The following is a 15,283-nucleotide window of genomic DNA, read 5'->3' on the forward strand; positions in this document are numbered from 1 at the left end:
GGCATGGCGCGGGCAATTCGTTTGTCCCCAGGTGCATCCAGGCGACACACCCGGTGCGAAGCATGGATCGTGACGAAACGTCACGGATCTGGTCGCTCCGACGAAAGGCCCGCTGATGAAGATCGCACGACTCGCCGCCCGGGTGGCGGTGGGCGCCATGGCCACCGCGCTGGCCACCACCGCCGTCGCCGTGCCGGCCGCCCAGGCCACCGGCAAGCCGAAGCCGCTGGGTACGAAGTCGCTCGCCCAGGTGCTCACCAAGGACCGCAGGGGCTTCGACCACAACTCGCGTGACTTCGACGTGCTGACCGCGGCCGTGCTGGCCGTGCTGGAGGCCAAGCCGAACTCGCCGGTCAAGGTGCTCACCGACGGAACGGTGGCGCTGACCGCGTTCATCCCCAACGACGCCGCGTTCCAGCAACTGGTCCGCGAGATCACCGACGCCCGGAAGCTGCCCAGCGAGAGCGCGGCCTTCACCGCCGTCGCCGGGCTGGGCATCGACACCGTGGAGACGGTGCTGCTGTACCACGTGGTGCCGGGCGCCACGATCGACCACATGGCGGCCGTCAAGGCCGACGGCGCGCAGCTGACCACCGCGCTCGGCCCCACCGTCGAGGTGGACGTGCGGACCTACTGGCACTACTTCCGCCAGGTACGGCTGATCGACGCCGACGCCGACGCCGACACCGACGACCGCGACGCGCGGGTCGTGGCCTTCGACGTCAACAAGGGCAACCGGCAGATCGCGCACGCCGTGGACCGGGTGCTGCGCCCGATCGACCTGCCCTGACCAAGGTTGGGTGGCGTCCGACCGCGCGTCGGACGCCACCCGCCGCCGGGTGCCGCGCCGCCGGGGTCAGTCCCGGTCGAGCGCGGCGATTTCCGTGTCCAGCAGTCCCGCGAGCCGGGCGTGCCGCTGGGGGTGGCTCTGCGGGGTCATGCCGCGGCTGGGCATCTCCACCGTCATCAACAGGTAGAGGTGCAGCCGGTAGAGCCCGAGCCGGCGCCGGGCGGACCCGTCCAGCACCAGCGGCTCGGCACCGACGCTGCGGTAGCCGCGCAGCAGCGGATGCTCCGGCTCGTCCTCGACCCGTCGGTAGAGCAGCGGGGAGACCAGATCCAGCAGCGGATCGCCGTAGAGGAACCGTTCCCCGTCCACCAGCCCGCAGAGCCGGAGTCGGCCGTCCGGGCCGGGTGCGGCCAGCAGGTTGCCGTCCCAGCCGTCGAAGTGCAGCAGCGCCCGGCGGCGTACCCGCGCGAGCACCGCGTGGTGGCGACCGACCAGCGCACGTAGCCGCCGCGCGGACACCGGTAGACGGACGTCCCAGTCCGCCGCGTCGGCGAGCAGCGCGTCGAGCATCGCGGTGAACGCCTCCGGCCAGGTCGACCCCGCCGCCCGGTCGCCCTCGTAGCCGAACCGGTCGCCGGTGATCCGGTGTAGCGCGGCGAGGGCCGCGCCGTGGTCGAACCGCACCGGGCCGTCGTCGGTCGACATGTCGACCGCGGCCAGCTCCGGCAGCGACCGCCCGAGCAGCATTCCGGTGACCAGCCACTCGCCACAGGCCGGATCGGTGCCATGGTGCAGCACCGGTGGCACGGGCACCTCCGGGGCGCGCTCGGCGACCAGCCGGAAGTAGCGCGCCTCGGCCGCGCAGAGCCCGCGCTCGTAGCGGAGCAGCCGCGTACCCGGCGGCGGGGCCAGCTTCAGCACCACCCGGCGGCCGTCGTCGAGCAACGCCCACCAGACGGTGGCGTACCCGCCGCCGCCCAGCGGACCGGCGTCGCGCAGGCCGGTGTCCGCGCCGAACGAGGAGCGGATCAGGTGTGCCACCTCCGGCGTGGTGAGGGCACGCTGGGTCGGGCTGCCCCCGGTCACGGCGCGGCGTCACCCCGCCGCGCCGGCCGGCTCCGAGCGACCGTACGCCGCTGCCGGACCGGCTCAGCACCGACGCGGGCGGTGTGGACGTCCATCTCGGACCCGACGGGGGCCGGGCCGAGGCTGTCGCGGCGCACCAGCTCGGCGGGCAACACCTCGACCCGGGGCCCCCGCACGTCATCGGCCAGCACCAGCGACATGGCGCGCACACCCATGTCGACCAACGGCAGCCGGACCGTGGTCAGCGCCGGAGTGACGTCCCGTGCGATCGGCATGTCGTCGAATCCCACCACGGAGACCCGCTGCGGCACGGCCACCGACCGGGACCGCAGCGCGGCCAGCGCGCCGATGGCCATCGAGTCGTTGAGCGCCACGATCGCCGTCAGCTCCGGGTCGGCGTCGAGCAGGGCGGCGGTGGCCTCGGCGCCGCCGTCGCGGTCGAACTCGGCGTACCGGATCCGTCGCTCGGGCAGCTCCCGGCCCTGGTCGGCCAGGGCCTCGCGCAGCCCGGTCAGCCGGTCCGTGGTGGTGGTGAGGATCCGGGGGCCGGCCACCACGCCGATCGCCCGGTGCCCCAGCTCGCACAGCTCGCGCCCGGCGAGGTAGCCGCCCGCGCGGTTGTCCGGCATCACCGCGTCGCCGGAATGCTCGTGCCGCCCAATCACCGCGACCCGACCACCGGTCGCCTCGTACGCGGCGAGCTTCTCGTTGAGCTGCCGGGTGTACGCGGCGTCGTGGTAGCCCGAGCCGGCCAGGATCAACGCTGCGACCTGGTGCCCGCGCAGCAACTCCACGTACTCCAGCTCGCGCTCCGGATCCCGGTAGCTGTTGCAGATCATCAGCAGCCGGCCCCGATCGGTGGCGACGCGTTGCAGGCCCCGGGTGATCTCGGCGAAGTACGGGTCGGAGACGTCGTGCACGATCACGCCGACCGCGCTGCGGTGCGAGCGGGCCAGCAGCTGGGCGTGGGCGTTCGGCACGTACTGCAACTCGGCGACGGCCGCCAGCACCCGCTCGCGCAGGTCGTCGGTGACGGGTTTGCTGCTGCCGTTGATCACTCGGGAGGCGGTGGCGGGCGAGACGCCCGCCCGTCGCGCCACGTCGGACAGGGTCGCCATGGCCGCCCCCTCGATCGCTGTTGACGGCGTTTCGCCGCGCCGGCTAGCGTCACCGTACCGCAGAGAAAGCCCTTTCCCGCAGGGAGGCCCGGCCATGTCCGATCGCTACGCGGTACTCCAGCTCGACGAACTCCCCACCAAACGCTGCTCCTGCGGAACCACCCGCCGGGGCTTCATCGAGGAGAGCGGCGGCGAGTCCAGCATCCACCTGCTCCAGGTGCAGAACGCCGTCACCCACCACCACCGGGTCGCCACCGAGTACTACATCGTGCTGGCCGGAGAGGGCGAGGTCGAGCTGGACGGGGTACGCCACCCGGCCCGGCCCATGTCCGCGTTCCTGATCAAGCCCGGCTGCCGGCACCGGGCGATCGGCGACCTGACCGTACTGCTGGTCTCGCTGCCCGCCGCGGACGACACCGACGAGCACTTCGATGCCTGACCGGCCCGCCCCGCTGCCCGGCGGGATCGGGATCTCCCGGCTGCGCGTCTACGACACCGCCGCCCCCGACGGCGTGGTGGGCGGCACCCCGCACGTGCACCTGTGCTGCACCGAGGGGTACGTGGTCACCGACGGCACCGGCGCGGTGCAGACCCTCACCACCACCGGTTACCGGGAAACCCCGCTGCACCCGGGCGCGGTGGTCTGGTTCGAGCCGGGCACGGTGCACCGCCTGGTCAACGGCGGCGGACTGACCATCGTGGTGCTGATGCAGAACAGCGGCCTGCCCGAGGCCGGCGACGCGGTGCTCACCTTCCCGCCCGAAGTGCTGGCCGATCCGGAGGCCTACGCCGCAGCCGCGGCGCTGCCCGACGGGGGAGCGCCCGGCGCCGACCTCTCGGCCGCGTACCGCCGCCGCGACCTGGCGGTGACCGGCTTCCACGAGTTGCGCGCCGGTGGTCCCGCCGCGCTGGCCGCGTTCCACCGGGCCGCGCTCACGCTGCGCCGGCCGCTGCTTCCGCGCTGGCGCGAACGGTGGGGGAGTGGCGCGGGTCGGGCCGCAGCGGCCACCGGTGAGCAGCTCGACGCGCTCGACCGGGGTGACCCCGGGCACCTCGGGCAGGCCGGGGTGTACACGGTGCCAGAACCGGTGGAGCGGGGGCGGCTGGGCATGTGCGGCCTGCTCGACACCTATCCGGCTGCCGCCTGACGGTCCTGTTCAGATACCGGGCGCCTCGCCGGTCCTCGCGGTGCGTCGTGGGGCCTCACTGTGGCCTGAACCTCGCTGCGCCATGTGAGGCCTGATCCTCGCTGTGGGTCGTGGGTGGGGTGGGGCCCGCCGTGCCCGGCTCCGGGCGGTCAGGCTTGATCCCTGCGCCGGGCACGGCAGGCCCCACCCCCGTGGGGGTCGCCGTCCGTGCGACGCGGGCGCTGCTGGGCCGTCCTTCGGGCGACGGACCCTGCCTTTTTGGTTGATCGACTCGATTTACTTGATGTCGGGTGTCCGGGGCAGGGGGATCACCCGGTTTCCTTGACCTCGAGTTGATCTCGGCCGTTGCCGTTGCCGTTGCCGTTGCCGGCCGGACGACCGCTCATGTCGAGTCCTCGTTGCTTCGATCGGCTGCTTTTGGTCGGGCCGGACGGCGGCTCACGTCAGTCCTTGCCGCTTAATCGCGCTGCCGCGGTCCGGTCTGGACTGGTCGTTCATGTCCGGCGTCATGGCTCGTGCCAAGTCGGTGCCGGACCGTCTCCGGATCGTCAGTGGACGTTGGCGCACCGGGTAGAAAACAGATCGAGGAAAGGCCTTGCCTGGGGTCGAGGGGCCGCCTACGCTCCAGGAAAGCGTTTGCCTGATCCGCCGACCTGCCCGGTCCACGGGTGTCGTGCCGGGCTCCGAGGAGGTTCCGCGTGACCGAGAACGCTCTGGACACGGCGGGCCGACAGGCCGCCGCGACGGCGGCCGGTGACTCCGCCGCGACCGCGTCGGCCGATCCACCGACCGTCGGCGGCGGTGCAGGGTCTTCCACTGTGGCCGGTCTGCCGGCCGGCGTTGGGGGCCGTCCGCCACGCCCGACGCTCGGCCGTCGGGCGCTGGCCTTCGCCGACGCGCTGTGGCGTCCGGCGCTGGTGCTGGCGGCCGTCTTCGTGGCGTGGTGGTTCGTCGCCGCCCGCGAGTACGTCCCGAACTACCTGGTGCCCACCCCCGGCCAGGTCTGGAGCACGCTCACCGGGCAGTGGTCCGAGCTGGGCCGGCACACCCTGGTGACCCTCTACGAGACGGTGCTGGGCTTCGTCCTGGCCGCCGTGCTGGGGCTGGCCACGGCCGTGGCCATCGCCTACTCCCGCACCCTCGACAAGGCGCTCTACCCGATCGTCCTGTTCGCACAGGTGATCCCGAAGATCGCCATCGCGCCGCTGCTCGTGGTCTGGTTCGGTCTCGGCCTCACCCCGAAGATCATCCTGGCCGTGCTGATCGCGTTCTTCCCGGTTGTCATCTCCGGCGTGGCCGGGTTGCGCTCCACCGACCCGGAGCTGCTCGACCTCTCCGCCACGATGGGCGCCGGGCCGTGGCGTACCTTCCGCAAGATCCGGTTCCCGAACGCGCTGCCGCACCTGATGGCCGGCCTGAAGGTGGCCGTGACCCTCGCCGTGGTCGGCGCCGTGGTCGGCGAGTTCGTCGGCGCCAGCGAAGGGCTCGGCTACGTCCTGCTGCTGGCCAACGGCAACCTCGACTCCGCGCTGCTCTTCGCCGACCTGATCCTGATGTCCGCCATCGGCATCGTCCTGTTCGTCCTCGTCGAGATCGCCGAGGCGCTGCTCATTCCCTGGCACGCCAGCCGCCGCGCCGGCGTGCCGCTCACCACCTCCTGAACGACCCCATCACGGAGGCACCGATGAAACGCACCGCCACCACCATCCTGGCCACCGCCGCCCTGCTGTTCGCCGCCGCCGGCTGCGGCGGCGGGGACGAGTCGTCCGGCACCACCGGCGCCGACGGCAAGAAGAAGGTCACGCTCACCCTCAACTGGGTGCCCTACGGCGAGCATGCGCCGTTCTACTACGGACTGCAGAAGGGCTTCTACGCCGCCGAGGGGATCGACCTGACCATCCAGCCGGGTAACGGCTCCGGCAACACGATCAAGCAGGTCGCCCAGAAGCAGACCGACTTCGGCTGGGCGGACAGCCCGGTACTGCTCAAGTCGGTGGCCAGCGGGATGCCGGTGCGCAGCCTCGGCTCGTACCTGGAGAAGGGCCCGGCGTCGGTGGAGTTCTTCGCCGACAAGAACATCAAGGCTCCCGCCGACCTCAAGGGCAAGACCGTCGGCGGCACCCCGGGCGACGCTCTCTACGCGACCTTCCCGGCCTGGCTGGAGAAGAACGGCCTCAAGCAGACCGACGTCAAGGTGGTCAACGTCGACGCCGCCGGCAAGATCGCCGCGCTGGCCGAGGGCAAGGTCGACGCCATCATGGGCTTCTTCCACGACCAGGCGCCGACCATCGAGAACAAGACCGGCAAGAAGGTCGACGTGCTGCTCTTCGCCGACTACGGGATGAACCTGCTCGGCACCGGCCTGGTCGCCAACACCCAGACGTTGCAGAAGGACCCGGAGCTGGCCCGCAAGTTCGTCCGGGCCACCCAGAAGTCGTGGGCCGAGGCCGCCAAGGACAGCGCCGGCGCGGTGAGCGCGATGGCCGCCCTCGCCGAGAACGAACCCCCGGCCGAGGTGCTCACCAAGCAGCTCACCCTGGCCCTGCCGCTGATCGGCACGGACGCCGCGCCCGGGGTGAACACCGACGCCCAGTGGACCGAGACCGTCGACCTGATGTCGAAGTACGCCGAGCTGAAGGACCCGGGCAAGCCGGACGCGTACTGGGACGCCTCGTACGCGGCGCAGGGGTGACCCGGTGACCACCGCGCCGGTGCGTACCGGCACCGCCATCGAGATGTCCGGGCTGACCGTCCGGTTCACCTCGAAGCGATCGCAGACCACCGCCCTGGACGACGTGTCGCTGGACATCCAGCCGGGGGAGTTCGTCACCATCGTCGGGCCGTCCGGCTGCGGCAAGTCGACGCTGCTGAAGATCGTCGCCGGGCTGGTCCGACCGACCAGCGGCGACGTGTCGCTGCTGGGTCGCCCGGTGCGCGGGCCGCAGAAGGAGATCGGCTTCGTCTTCCAGAAGGCCGCGCTGCTGGAGTGGCGCGGCGCGCGGGCCAACATCCTGCTCCAGGCCGAGATGCGCGGCATGGACCGGACGCAGGCGGCCCGTCGGGCCGACGAGCTGATCGCGATGACCGGCCTGACCGGTTTCGAGAAGGCGCTGCCGCACGAGCTCTCCGGTGGCATGCAGCAGCGGGTGGCGCTCTGCCGCGCCCTGCTGCACTCCCCGCCGGTGCTGCTCATGGACGAGCCGTTCGGCGCCCTGGACGCGCTGACCCGTGAGCAGATGAACGCCGAGCTGCACCGGATCTGGCGGGAGACCGGCACGACGGTGGTGCTGGTCACCCACTCCATCGCCGAGGCGGTCTTCCTCGGCACCCGGGTCGTGGTGATGAGCGCGCGGCCCGGCCGGATCATCCGCACCTTCCCGGTCGAGCTGCCGGCGCACCGCGACTACGCACAGGTGATGTCCGATCCCCGTTTCGACCGGCTCGCCACCGATCTGCGCGGACTGCTCGGCAGCGCGGCCGCCAACCACTGAGCGCGGATCGGCACGAACAGAACGATGAAAGGAACACCATGACCCGCAGGTCGATCGGCATCATCGTCAACGGCGTGACCGGCAGGATGGGGTACCGGCAGCACCTGGTCCGCTCGCTGTTGGCCATCCGGGACTCCGGCGGCGTGACGGTGGCCGACGGCACGACCATCTGGCCGGAACTCGTCCTGGTCGGGCGCAACGAGACCAAGCTCCGGGAGCTCGCCGAGCGACACGGGCTGACCGACTGGACCACGGACCTGACCGCGGCGCTGGCCCGCGACGACGTCGAGATCTACTTCGACGCCCAGGTCACCCAGCAGCGCGAGAAGGCGATCCGGCAGGCCATCGAGGCCGGCAAGCACATCTACACGGAGAAGCCCCTGGCCGAGGACACCGCCGGGGCGCTCGACCTGGCCCGGGCGGCCGACGCGGCCGGCGTACGCACCGGGGTGGTGCAGGACAAACTCTTCCTGCCGGGTCTGCGCAAGCTCAAGCGGCTCATCGACGGCGGCTTCTTCGGCCGGATCCTCTCGGTGCGCGGCGAGTTCGGCTACTGGGTCTTCGAGGGCGACTGGCAGCCGGCCCAGCGTCCGTCCTGGAACTACCGGGCCGAGGACGGCGGCGGCATCGTCGTCGACATGTTCCCGCACTGGCACTACGTGCTGGAGGAGCTGTTCGGCCGGATCGCCGCGGTCTCCTGCGTCACCGCCACCCACGTGCCGGAGCGCGTCGACGAGGACGGCCGCCGCTACCCGGCGACCGCCGACGACGCCGCGTACGGCGTCTTCGAGCTCGACGGCGGGGTGGTGGCCCAGCTCAACTCGTCCTGGTGCGTGCGGGTGTACCGCGACGAGCTGGTCGAGTTCCAGGTCGACGGCACGGAGGGCAGCGCCGTCGCCGGACTGCGCCGCTGCCGGGTGCAGCACCGGGCGGTCACCCCGAAGCCGGTGTGGAACCCGGACCTGCCGGTCACCGAGGACTTCCGCGCCCAGTGGACCGAGGTGCCCGACAACGAGGAGTTCGACAACGGCTTCAAGGTGCAGTGGGAGGCGTTCCTGCGGCACGTCGTCGCCGGAGAGCCGTTCCGCTGGGACTTCCTGGCCGGCGCGCGCGGCGTGCAACTCGCCGAACTGGGGTTGCGCTCGGCCCGCGAGGGCGTCCGCCTCCAGGTGCCGGAGCTGCACCCGTGACCGGGCAGGTGGTGCTACCCGGCGGACGCCGGTACCGGCTGGCCGGGGGGAGCGGGTACGCCCGTCCGGCCGGGCCGGCGACCAGCCGGATCGCGTACGCCGCCGCGCACGTGGTGGCCGATCCCGGCGCGGAGAACGTGCCCGGCGCGCCGGCCGCGGTGGACTGGGACACCACGCTCGCCTTCCGCCGGCACCTGTGGTCCTACGGGCTCGGCGTGGCCGAGGCGATGGACACCGCCCAGCGCGGCATGGGGCTGGACTACCCGGCCACCCGGGAGCTGATCCGGCGCAGCGCCGCCGAGGCCCGCGCGGTGGGCGGGCGGATCGTCGCCGGCGTGGGCACCGACCAGCTGCCGGTCGGCCCGGCCACCCTGGCCGAGGTCACCGCGGCGTACCTCGAGCAGCTCGGCGACGTCCGCGCGGCCGGCGCCCGGCCGGTGCTGATGTGCAGCCGGCACCTGGCGGCCGCGGCCCGCGGCCCCGAGGACTACCTACGGGTGTACGACGAGTTGCTGACCGCCGCCGACGAGCCGGTGGTGCTGCACTGGCTGGGTCCGATGTTCGACCCGGCGTTGACCGGCTACTGGGGTGCGGCCGACCTCGACCTGGCCGCCGACACCGTGCTGGAGCTGATCAAGGCACACCAGTCCCGGGTGGACGGAATCAAGGTGTCGCTGCTGGACGCCGGCCGGGAGGTGGCGCTGCGCCGCCGACTGCCGGCCGGAGTCCGGCTCTACACCGGCGACGACTTCCACTACCCCGAGCTGATCCGGGGCGACGAGGTGGGCCACTCCGACGCGCTGCTCGGCGTGTTCGCCGCCATCGCGCCGGCCGCCGCCGCCGCGCTCGCCGCCCTGGACCGGGGGGAACTGCCGGCGTACGAGGAGATCTTCGCGCCGACCGTACCGCTGGCCCGGCACCTGTTCGCCGCGCCCACCTGGCACTACAAGACGGGCATCGTGTTCCTGGCCTGGCTCGCCGGGCACCAGGAGCACTTCACCATGGTGGGCGGCGCGCAGTCCGGACGCTCCCCGGCGCACCTGGCCACCCTGCTCACCCTGGCCGACGCCGCCGGGCTGCTGCCCGACGCCGAGTTGGCCGCCGCCCGGGCGCGGGCGCTGTTCTCGGTCGCAGGCGTAGCGCAATGAGCGGCCTGGAGCGGTTCTCGTTCAACCAGGCCACCGCCCAGCACTGGCCGCTGCCCGACGTGGTCGCCGGCTGCGTCGCGGCCGGGGTGCCGGGCATCGGGCTGTGGCGCGAGCCGGTGGCCGAACACGGGCTGGCCCGGTCGGCGAAGCTGGTCCGCGACGCCGGCCTCACCGTCACCTCGCTCTGCCGCGGTGGCTTCTTCGCCGCCGACGACTGGCGGACGGAGAACCTGCGGGCCATCGAGGAGGCGGCCACCCTGGGCGCGGGTGAGCTGGTGCTGGTCTCCGGTGGCCTGCCGCCGGGCAGCCGGGACGTCGACGGCGCGCGGCGCCGGGTCGCCGACGCGATCGGCGAGCTGGCCCCGCACGCCGCGGCGGCCGGGGTGCGACTGGCCATCGAGCCGCTGCACCCGATGTTCTGCGCCGACCGCTGTGTGATCGCCACCCTCGGCCAGGCGCTGGACATCGCCGAGCGGTTCGACCCGGCGGTGGTCGGTGTGGTCGTGGACGCCTACCACGTCTGGTGGGACGACACCGTGTACGCCCAGATCGACCGGGCCGGCCCGCGCATCGCGGCCTTCCAGGTCTGCGACTGGGTGACCCCGTTGCCGGAGGGGGTGCTGCTCGGTCGGGCGCTGCCCGGCGACGGGTGCATCGAGCTGCGGCGGCTGCGCGAGGCGGTGGACGCGGCCGGCTACGTCGGCCCGATCGAGGTCGAGGTCTTCAACGCCGAGGTGTGGGCACGCCCGGGCCGTGCGGTGCTGGACGCCTCGATCGCCGGCTACCTGCGCCACGTTGTCTGACCGACGCCCCTCCGTCGAGGCGCAGGAGCCGGCTCCGGTCGCCGTGGACGGGCGGCACTGGCCGGCGGCGGTCGGCGCCTGGCTGGGCATCGGCACCGCACCGGCCACGCTGGTGCTCGGCGCGGCGATGGCCGCTCGGCACGGCGGCGCGGTGCCGCTGGCCGGGCTGCTGCTCGGCAGCGCGCTGATGGCGGCGCTGCTGTGGTGGCAGGGCCGGATCGGGTTGCGCCGGCCGTTGGGCGACGGCGGGACGCTCACCGGGGTGCTGCCCGGATACCTGGGGAACACCTCGCGGTTGTTGCTGGCTGCCGTGCTGACCGTGTCGATGGTCGGCTGGAACGGGTTCAACGTCGGGCTCGGCGGTGCCTCGCTGGCCGCCCTGGCGCACCTGCCGGCCTGGGCCGGGCCGGCGTTGCTGGAGGTGGCGGTCCTCGTCGTGTCCTGGGCGCCGGCCCGGCTCGGCAACCGGGTCGCGGTGCTCACCACGCTCAGCGCGGTGGTGCTGGTCGGCTGGTGCCTGACCGCGCTGCCGCCGCCGGGCGCGCCGGTCCGCGTCGCCGCCGGTGGGCTCGCCGACGCCGCCGCGCTGATCGGCTACGTCGCCGTCTTCGCGCTGCGCGCGCCGGACTTCAGCGTCGGGTTGGCCCGGCGGCGCGACCTGGCCTGGTGCGTGGGGCTGCTGGTCGGACCGGCGCTGCTCGGGGTGCTCGCCGGCGTCGGCCTGTGGCTGCGGACCGGCTCCGCGGACGTGGTCGCGCTGCTCGCCGCCGGGTCGGGGCTGGCCGCGTACGCGAATCTCTTTGTCGCCGTGGCGGTCTTCGCCGCCGCGCTGACCACCACGTATTCCGGGTCACTGGCGATGCGCGGCCTGGTGCCGCGGGTCCCGTCCCGCGCGGCCATGCTCGCGATCGCGGTGCTCGGCGGGGTGCTGGCGGTGGCGCGCTTCGACCGCCTCGTGCTGCCCTGGCTCACCCTGCTGGCCGCCGCGCTGCCGGTGCTGGTGGTGCCGATGGCCGTGGAAGCCGCCGCCCGTCGCCGCGGTCGTGCGCCGCAGACCGTGCCCGCCTGGTGTTGGGTGCCGTCGGCGCTGCTGGCGGTCGCCTGCACCCTCGCCGGGGTCGCCGTCGCTCCGTTGCTCGGTCTGGCCCTGGCCGGGGCGTGCACCCTGCTCTGGCGGCGTCTGACCGATGTCTCCGGTACGGCTCAGACGCACGGCTGACGCGATGTGATCTTATACGCACCAGCGATCCGCAACACCGCGCAAACCGTCGACCAGCCTCTGGGACCTCGATGGGGAGCGCTCCCATAGACGGTTCGCGATCGATTAGAGCCGCTCCACAAGGGAGCAATCGAGAGGAGTCTCGTGGCTATCAGCACGAGCGGAACCAGGCTGCGAAGATTGGCGATACCCACGCTGGTCATCGCCGTGGTCACCGGCACGACCGGTGTCGCGGGATCGGCGTCCGCGGCCCCCGTTGGGCCATCGGGCAACGGCGGCAGTGTCGCCCGATACTTCGCCACCGGCGACGACAAGAAGGTCACCCTGACCGACGGCGCCGATCGCCGACCGGACGGCAAGGACTCGGCCAGCCAACGAGCCACGATGGACGAGACCGGCTCGGGCCAGTACATCGTCGAACTGGCCGAGGACCCCCTGACCACGTATGCCGGCGGCGTGTCCGGGCTGGCGCCCACCCGTCCGGCGGCGGGTGACCGGCTGGACGTGACGTCGGCACCGTCGCGGGCTTACCGCGCACACCTCGACGCGCAGCGGAGCGCCGTTGCCGCCTCGGCCGGAGTCCAGGTCAACGCGGTGTACACGACCGCCTTCAACGGGTTCTCGGCACAGTTGACCGCCAAGCAGGCGACCAAGTTGCGGGCGGACAAGCGCGTCCGCGCCGTCACCGCCTCCCGGACGCTCGGCACCCCGTCGAAGTCGCCCGTCGCGACCGTTTCGACCCCCGCCACACCCGCCGGGACGGTCCGGACCGACCCGCAGGCGTCGTCTACCGGGGCAGAGCAGCCGGCGGCGGCGGGCGCCGCCGGTAGGCCGGCCACGCCCGGGCCCGGCACGGGCGCGGGCACCGTGATCGGCGTCCTGGACACCGGCATCTGGCCGGAGAGCGCGTCGTTCGCCAAGCGGATGCCCGCCCCCGCGAGCTGGCACGGCACCTGTCAGACCGGTGTGGCCTTCGTGGCCGAGCACTGCAACGGCAAGATCGTCGGCGCCCGGTACTTCGCCGACTCGTGGCTCGCCTACGGTGGCTCGCTGCCCGAGGGCGAGGTCCTGTCCGCCCGCGACATGAACGGGCACGGCACGCACACCGCGTCCACGGCGGCCGGTCTGCCGATGTCGAACGTCACCATCGACGGTCGCCCCTTCGGTCCCATCTCCGGGGTGGCGCCGGACGCCCAGGTCGCCGTCTACAAGGTGCTCTGGGCCGGCATGGGCTACGACGCCGACATCATCGCCGGCATCGACGCGGCCGTCGCCGACGGCGTGCAGGTTCTGAACTTCTCGATCGGCAGCGATCTCGGCGACTGGGAAGCCAACACCCCCATCGGCATCGCCTTCCTCAACGCCACGCTGGCGGGAGTCTTCGTGGCCGCGTCGGCGGGAAACACCGGAATCGTGAGCGGGGCGATCAGCAACGCGGCGCCCTGGGTGACCACGGTCGGCGCGGCGGTGACGAACCTCAACGAGGCCACCGTCAGGCTGGGCGACGGCATGACGCTCGTCGGCGGCTCGCTGGACGATCTGCCCGGTGGCGACGCGCGTCAGATGGTCTTCGGCGAGCAGGCCGGATCGCCGGATCTGGGCGCGGTGTACTGCGAACCGGGGAGCCTGGACCCTGCCAAGATCAAGGGCAAGGTGGTCGCCTGCGCGCTGTCCGACACGTTCGGTTCTGCCGCCGAGGTCAAGGCCAAGGGCGGGGCGGCGATGGTGTTGTTCGAACCTGCCGGCAACTACCGGGTCAACTCGATCTACAACTTCCCGGTGGTCTACCTGCCGACCGAGAAGCAGGCCGGCACGTTGTTCAACTATCTGATGCGCCACCCCACCGACGCGATGGTGTCTCTGCGCATCGGCGGCGACGGGTCCAGCGTGCCGGGCGTACCCAGCGTCGCGGACTTCTCCTCCACCGGACCGGACAAGGTGGCTACCGGCATCCTCAAGCCGGACCTGGTCGCGCCGGGTGCGGACATCATCGCCGCGGTCGCACCGCCGGGCAACTTCGGGCGACAGTACGACGCGTACTCGGGCACCTCGATGGCCTCGCCGTACGTGGCTGGAGCGGCGGCGGTCCTGCGTGCCGCACACCCGAACTGGTCACCCGGCGCGGTCGCCTCGGCGCTGCGGACCACCGCCACCGACACGGTCGGCACCGACAGTGCCCTGGATCAGGGCAGCGGTTTCATCAACCTGAACGGGGCCACCGACCCGGGACTGGTCATCGAGCCGACCGCGGCAGACCTGATCGAGTTCAGCGAGACGGCCCAACCCGACGGCAAGGCCCTCAACCTGCCGGCCATCTCGTTGCGCGAGTACGACGGGACCCGTCCGGTGACCCTCACCCGCACCCTGAACAACGTGGGCAAGGCGCGGGAGACCTACCGATCGTCGGTGTCCGGCCTGAACGGTATGCAGGTCACCGTGACGCCGGCATCGGTGACGCTGGAGCCTGGCCGGTCCGCGACGGTGACCATCACCCTGCGCCGGGGCAGCGCGCCGTGGGACCGGTACGTGACCGGGTCGATCGGCTGGCGCGGCAAGGTGCACAGCGCCCGGATCCCGGTCGCCGCCCGCCCGTGGGGAATCACGCCCCGACCGTACGGTGACGACGGGGAGGAATTCGGCCGGATGACCAACGGCGCGTCCGGCTCGATCCAGCCTGGCTTCACCGGACCACTTGCCGGTCGCAGCACCGGTTACACGCCGATGCAGCGGAAGTCGTACTCGATGCCGGCTGGCGTCTATGGCGGCGTGTTCGACCCGGGCGCCACCGGGGTGAAGAAGTTCGACTTCACCGTGCCAGCGAACACCGCCGGCATCATTGTCGAAGCCAACACCGACGACCCGAACACGAACCTCGACCTCTACCTGTACAAGGGCGACACCCTGATCTACAGCAGTGACAGGTTCTGGACCAGCGCGGAGCAGGCATACAAGTTCCTGCCCGAGCCGGGGCGCTACACCGCGTACGTGTTCGCACAGGTGCCTGGCGGCCCGGTCGTCGACTTCCAACTGGGCCACGCCATCATCGGTCGAAACGGCAACTATTCCGGCGCCGCGCTGACGCTTCCCTCCACGGCAGAGCGCGGTGCGACGCAGGGATTCACGCTGAAACCGAACAGGCCGCTGCCCGAGGGCGACTTCTGGGCCTACACCGAGTTGAGCACGAACGGCACGGTCATCCCCGGCAACCTCGTCTACACGCAGCAGAGCTCCTGGCAGTAAGCAGCATTGGCGGTGGGGCGGTGCCGATGGGCACCGCCTCACCCGTCGGG

At 72.3% G+C, this 15,283-nt stretch carries 13 protein-coding genes; 11 read left to right on the forward strand and 2 right to left on the reverse strand.

The features are described 5' to 3' along the window. The first annotated feature begins 115 nt into the window (after nt 1-115). On the forward strand, nt 116-790 hold the full coding sequence (locus tag ACFOW4_RS18465) for a fasciclin domain-containing protein (protein WP_377529315.1): 675 nt from the start codon (nt 116-118) through the stop codon (nt 788-790). Nucleotides 791-856: 66 nt separating this feature from the next. Here ACFOW4_RS18465 and ACFOW4_RS18470 read toward each other — a convergent pair whose 3' ends face one another. Both ACFOW4_RS18470 and ACFOW4_RS18475 read right to left on the reverse strand, forming a co-directional pair. Continuing rightward, nucleotides 857-1,876 carry a phosphotransferase family protein gene (locus tag ACFOW4_RS18470; RefSeq protein WP_377529316.1) on the reverse strand — a complete coding sequence of 340 codons (1,020 nt, stop codon included), beginning with the start codon at nt 1,874-1,876 and terminating at the stop codon, nt 857-859. After that, on the reverse strand, nt 1,873-2,994 hold the full coding sequence (locus ACFOW4_RS18475; RefSeq protein ID WP_377529319.1) for a LacI family DNA-binding transcriptional regulator: 1,122 nt from the start codon (nt 2,992-2,994) through the stop codon (nt 1,873-1,875). Before ACFOW4_RS18475 ends, ACFOW4_RS18470 begins: the two co-directional genes overlap by 4 nt. 94 nt (nt 2,995-3,088) lie before the next feature. Between ACFOW4_RS18475 and ACFOW4_RS18480 the strand changes: the two genes are divergently transcribed. The 10 genes from ACFOW4_RS18480 (at nt 3,089) to ACFOW4_RS18525 (ending at nt 15,233) form a co-directional block, all read left to right on the forward strand. Beyond that, nucleotides 3,089-3,433 carry a cupin domain-containing protein gene (locus ACFOW4_RS18480; protein WP_377529320.1) on the forward strand — a complete coding sequence of 115 codons (345 nt, stop codon included), beginning with the start codon at nt 3,089-3,091 and terminating at the stop codon, nt 3,431-3,433. Further along, entirely contained in the window at nt 3,426-4,142 is a 717-nt protein-coding gene (locus ACFOW4_RS18485; RefSeq protein ID WP_377529322.1) for a cupin domain-containing protein, read from the forward strand. The genes ACFOW4_RS18480 and ACFOW4_RS18485 overlap by 8 nt, the downstream gene beginning before the upstream one ends. Before the next feature lie 698 nt (nt 4,143-4,840). Then, nucleotides 4,841-5,803 carry an ABC transporter permease gene (locus ACFOW4_RS18490; protein WP_377529324.1) on the forward strand — a complete coding sequence of 321 codons (963 nt, stop codon included), beginning with the start codon at nt 4,841-4,843 and terminating at the stop codon, nt 5,801-5,803. Nucleotides 5,804-5,826: 23 nt separating this feature from the next. Beyond that, nucleotides 5,827-6,834, forward strand: coding sequence for an ABC transporter substrate-binding protein (locus ACFOW4_RS18495; RefSeq protein ID WP_377529326.1), 1,008 nt, complete (start codon nt 5,827-5,829; stop codon nt 6,832-6,834). Between the two features lie 43 nt (nt 6,835-6,877). Then, the gene (locus tag ACFOW4_RS18500; protein ID WP_377529727.1) at nt 6,878-7,633 is read left to right on the forward strand and encodes an ABC transporter ATP-binding protein; all 756 of its coding nucleotides are present in this window, start codon (nt 6,878-6,880) and stop codon (nt 7,631-7,633) included. 38 nt (nt 7,634-7,671) lie between these two features. Beyond that, on the forward strand, nt 7,672-8,823 hold the full coding sequence (locus ACFOW4_RS18505; protein ID WP_377529328.1) for a Gfo/Idh/MocA family protein: 1,152 nt from the start codon (nt 7,672-7,674) through the stop codon (nt 8,821-8,823). After that, the gene (locus ACFOW4_RS18510) at nt 8,820-9,971 is read left to right on the forward strand and encodes a dihydrodipicolinate synthase family protein (RefSeq protein WP_377529330.1); all 1,152 of its coding nucleotides are present in this window, start codon (nt 8,820-8,822) and stop codon (nt 9,969-9,971) included. Before ACFOW4_RS18505 ends, ACFOW4_RS18510 begins: the two co-directional genes overlap by 4 nt. After that, entirely contained in the window at nt 9,968-10,774 is an 807-nt protein-coding gene (locus ACFOW4_RS18515) for a sugar phosphate isomerase/epimerase family protein (protein WP_377529331.1), read from the forward strand. The genes ACFOW4_RS18510 and ACFOW4_RS18515 overlap by 4 nt, the downstream gene beginning before the upstream one ends. Beyond that, nucleotides 10,767-11,993 (forward strand): hypothetical protein, encoded by a 1,227-nt coding sequence (locus ACFOW4_RS18520; RefSeq protein ID WP_377529333.1) that lies wholly within the window; start codon nt 10,767-10,769, stop codon nt 11,991-11,993. The genes ACFOW4_RS18515 and ACFOW4_RS18520 overlap by 8 nt, the downstream gene beginning before the upstream one ends. Before the next feature lie 180 nt (nt 11,994-12,173). Then, entirely contained in the window at nt 12,174-15,233 is a 3,060-nt protein-coding gene (locus ACFOW4_RS18525) for a S8 family serine peptidase (RefSeq protein ID WP_377529334.1), read from the forward strand. Nucleotides 15,234-15,283 lie beyond the last annotated feature (50 nt).

It is taken from the genome of Micromonospora sp. GCM10011542, from assembly GCF_042650685.1.
Lineage (GTDB): Bacteria > Actinomycetota > Actinomycetes > Mycobacteriales > Micromonosporaceae > Micromonospora.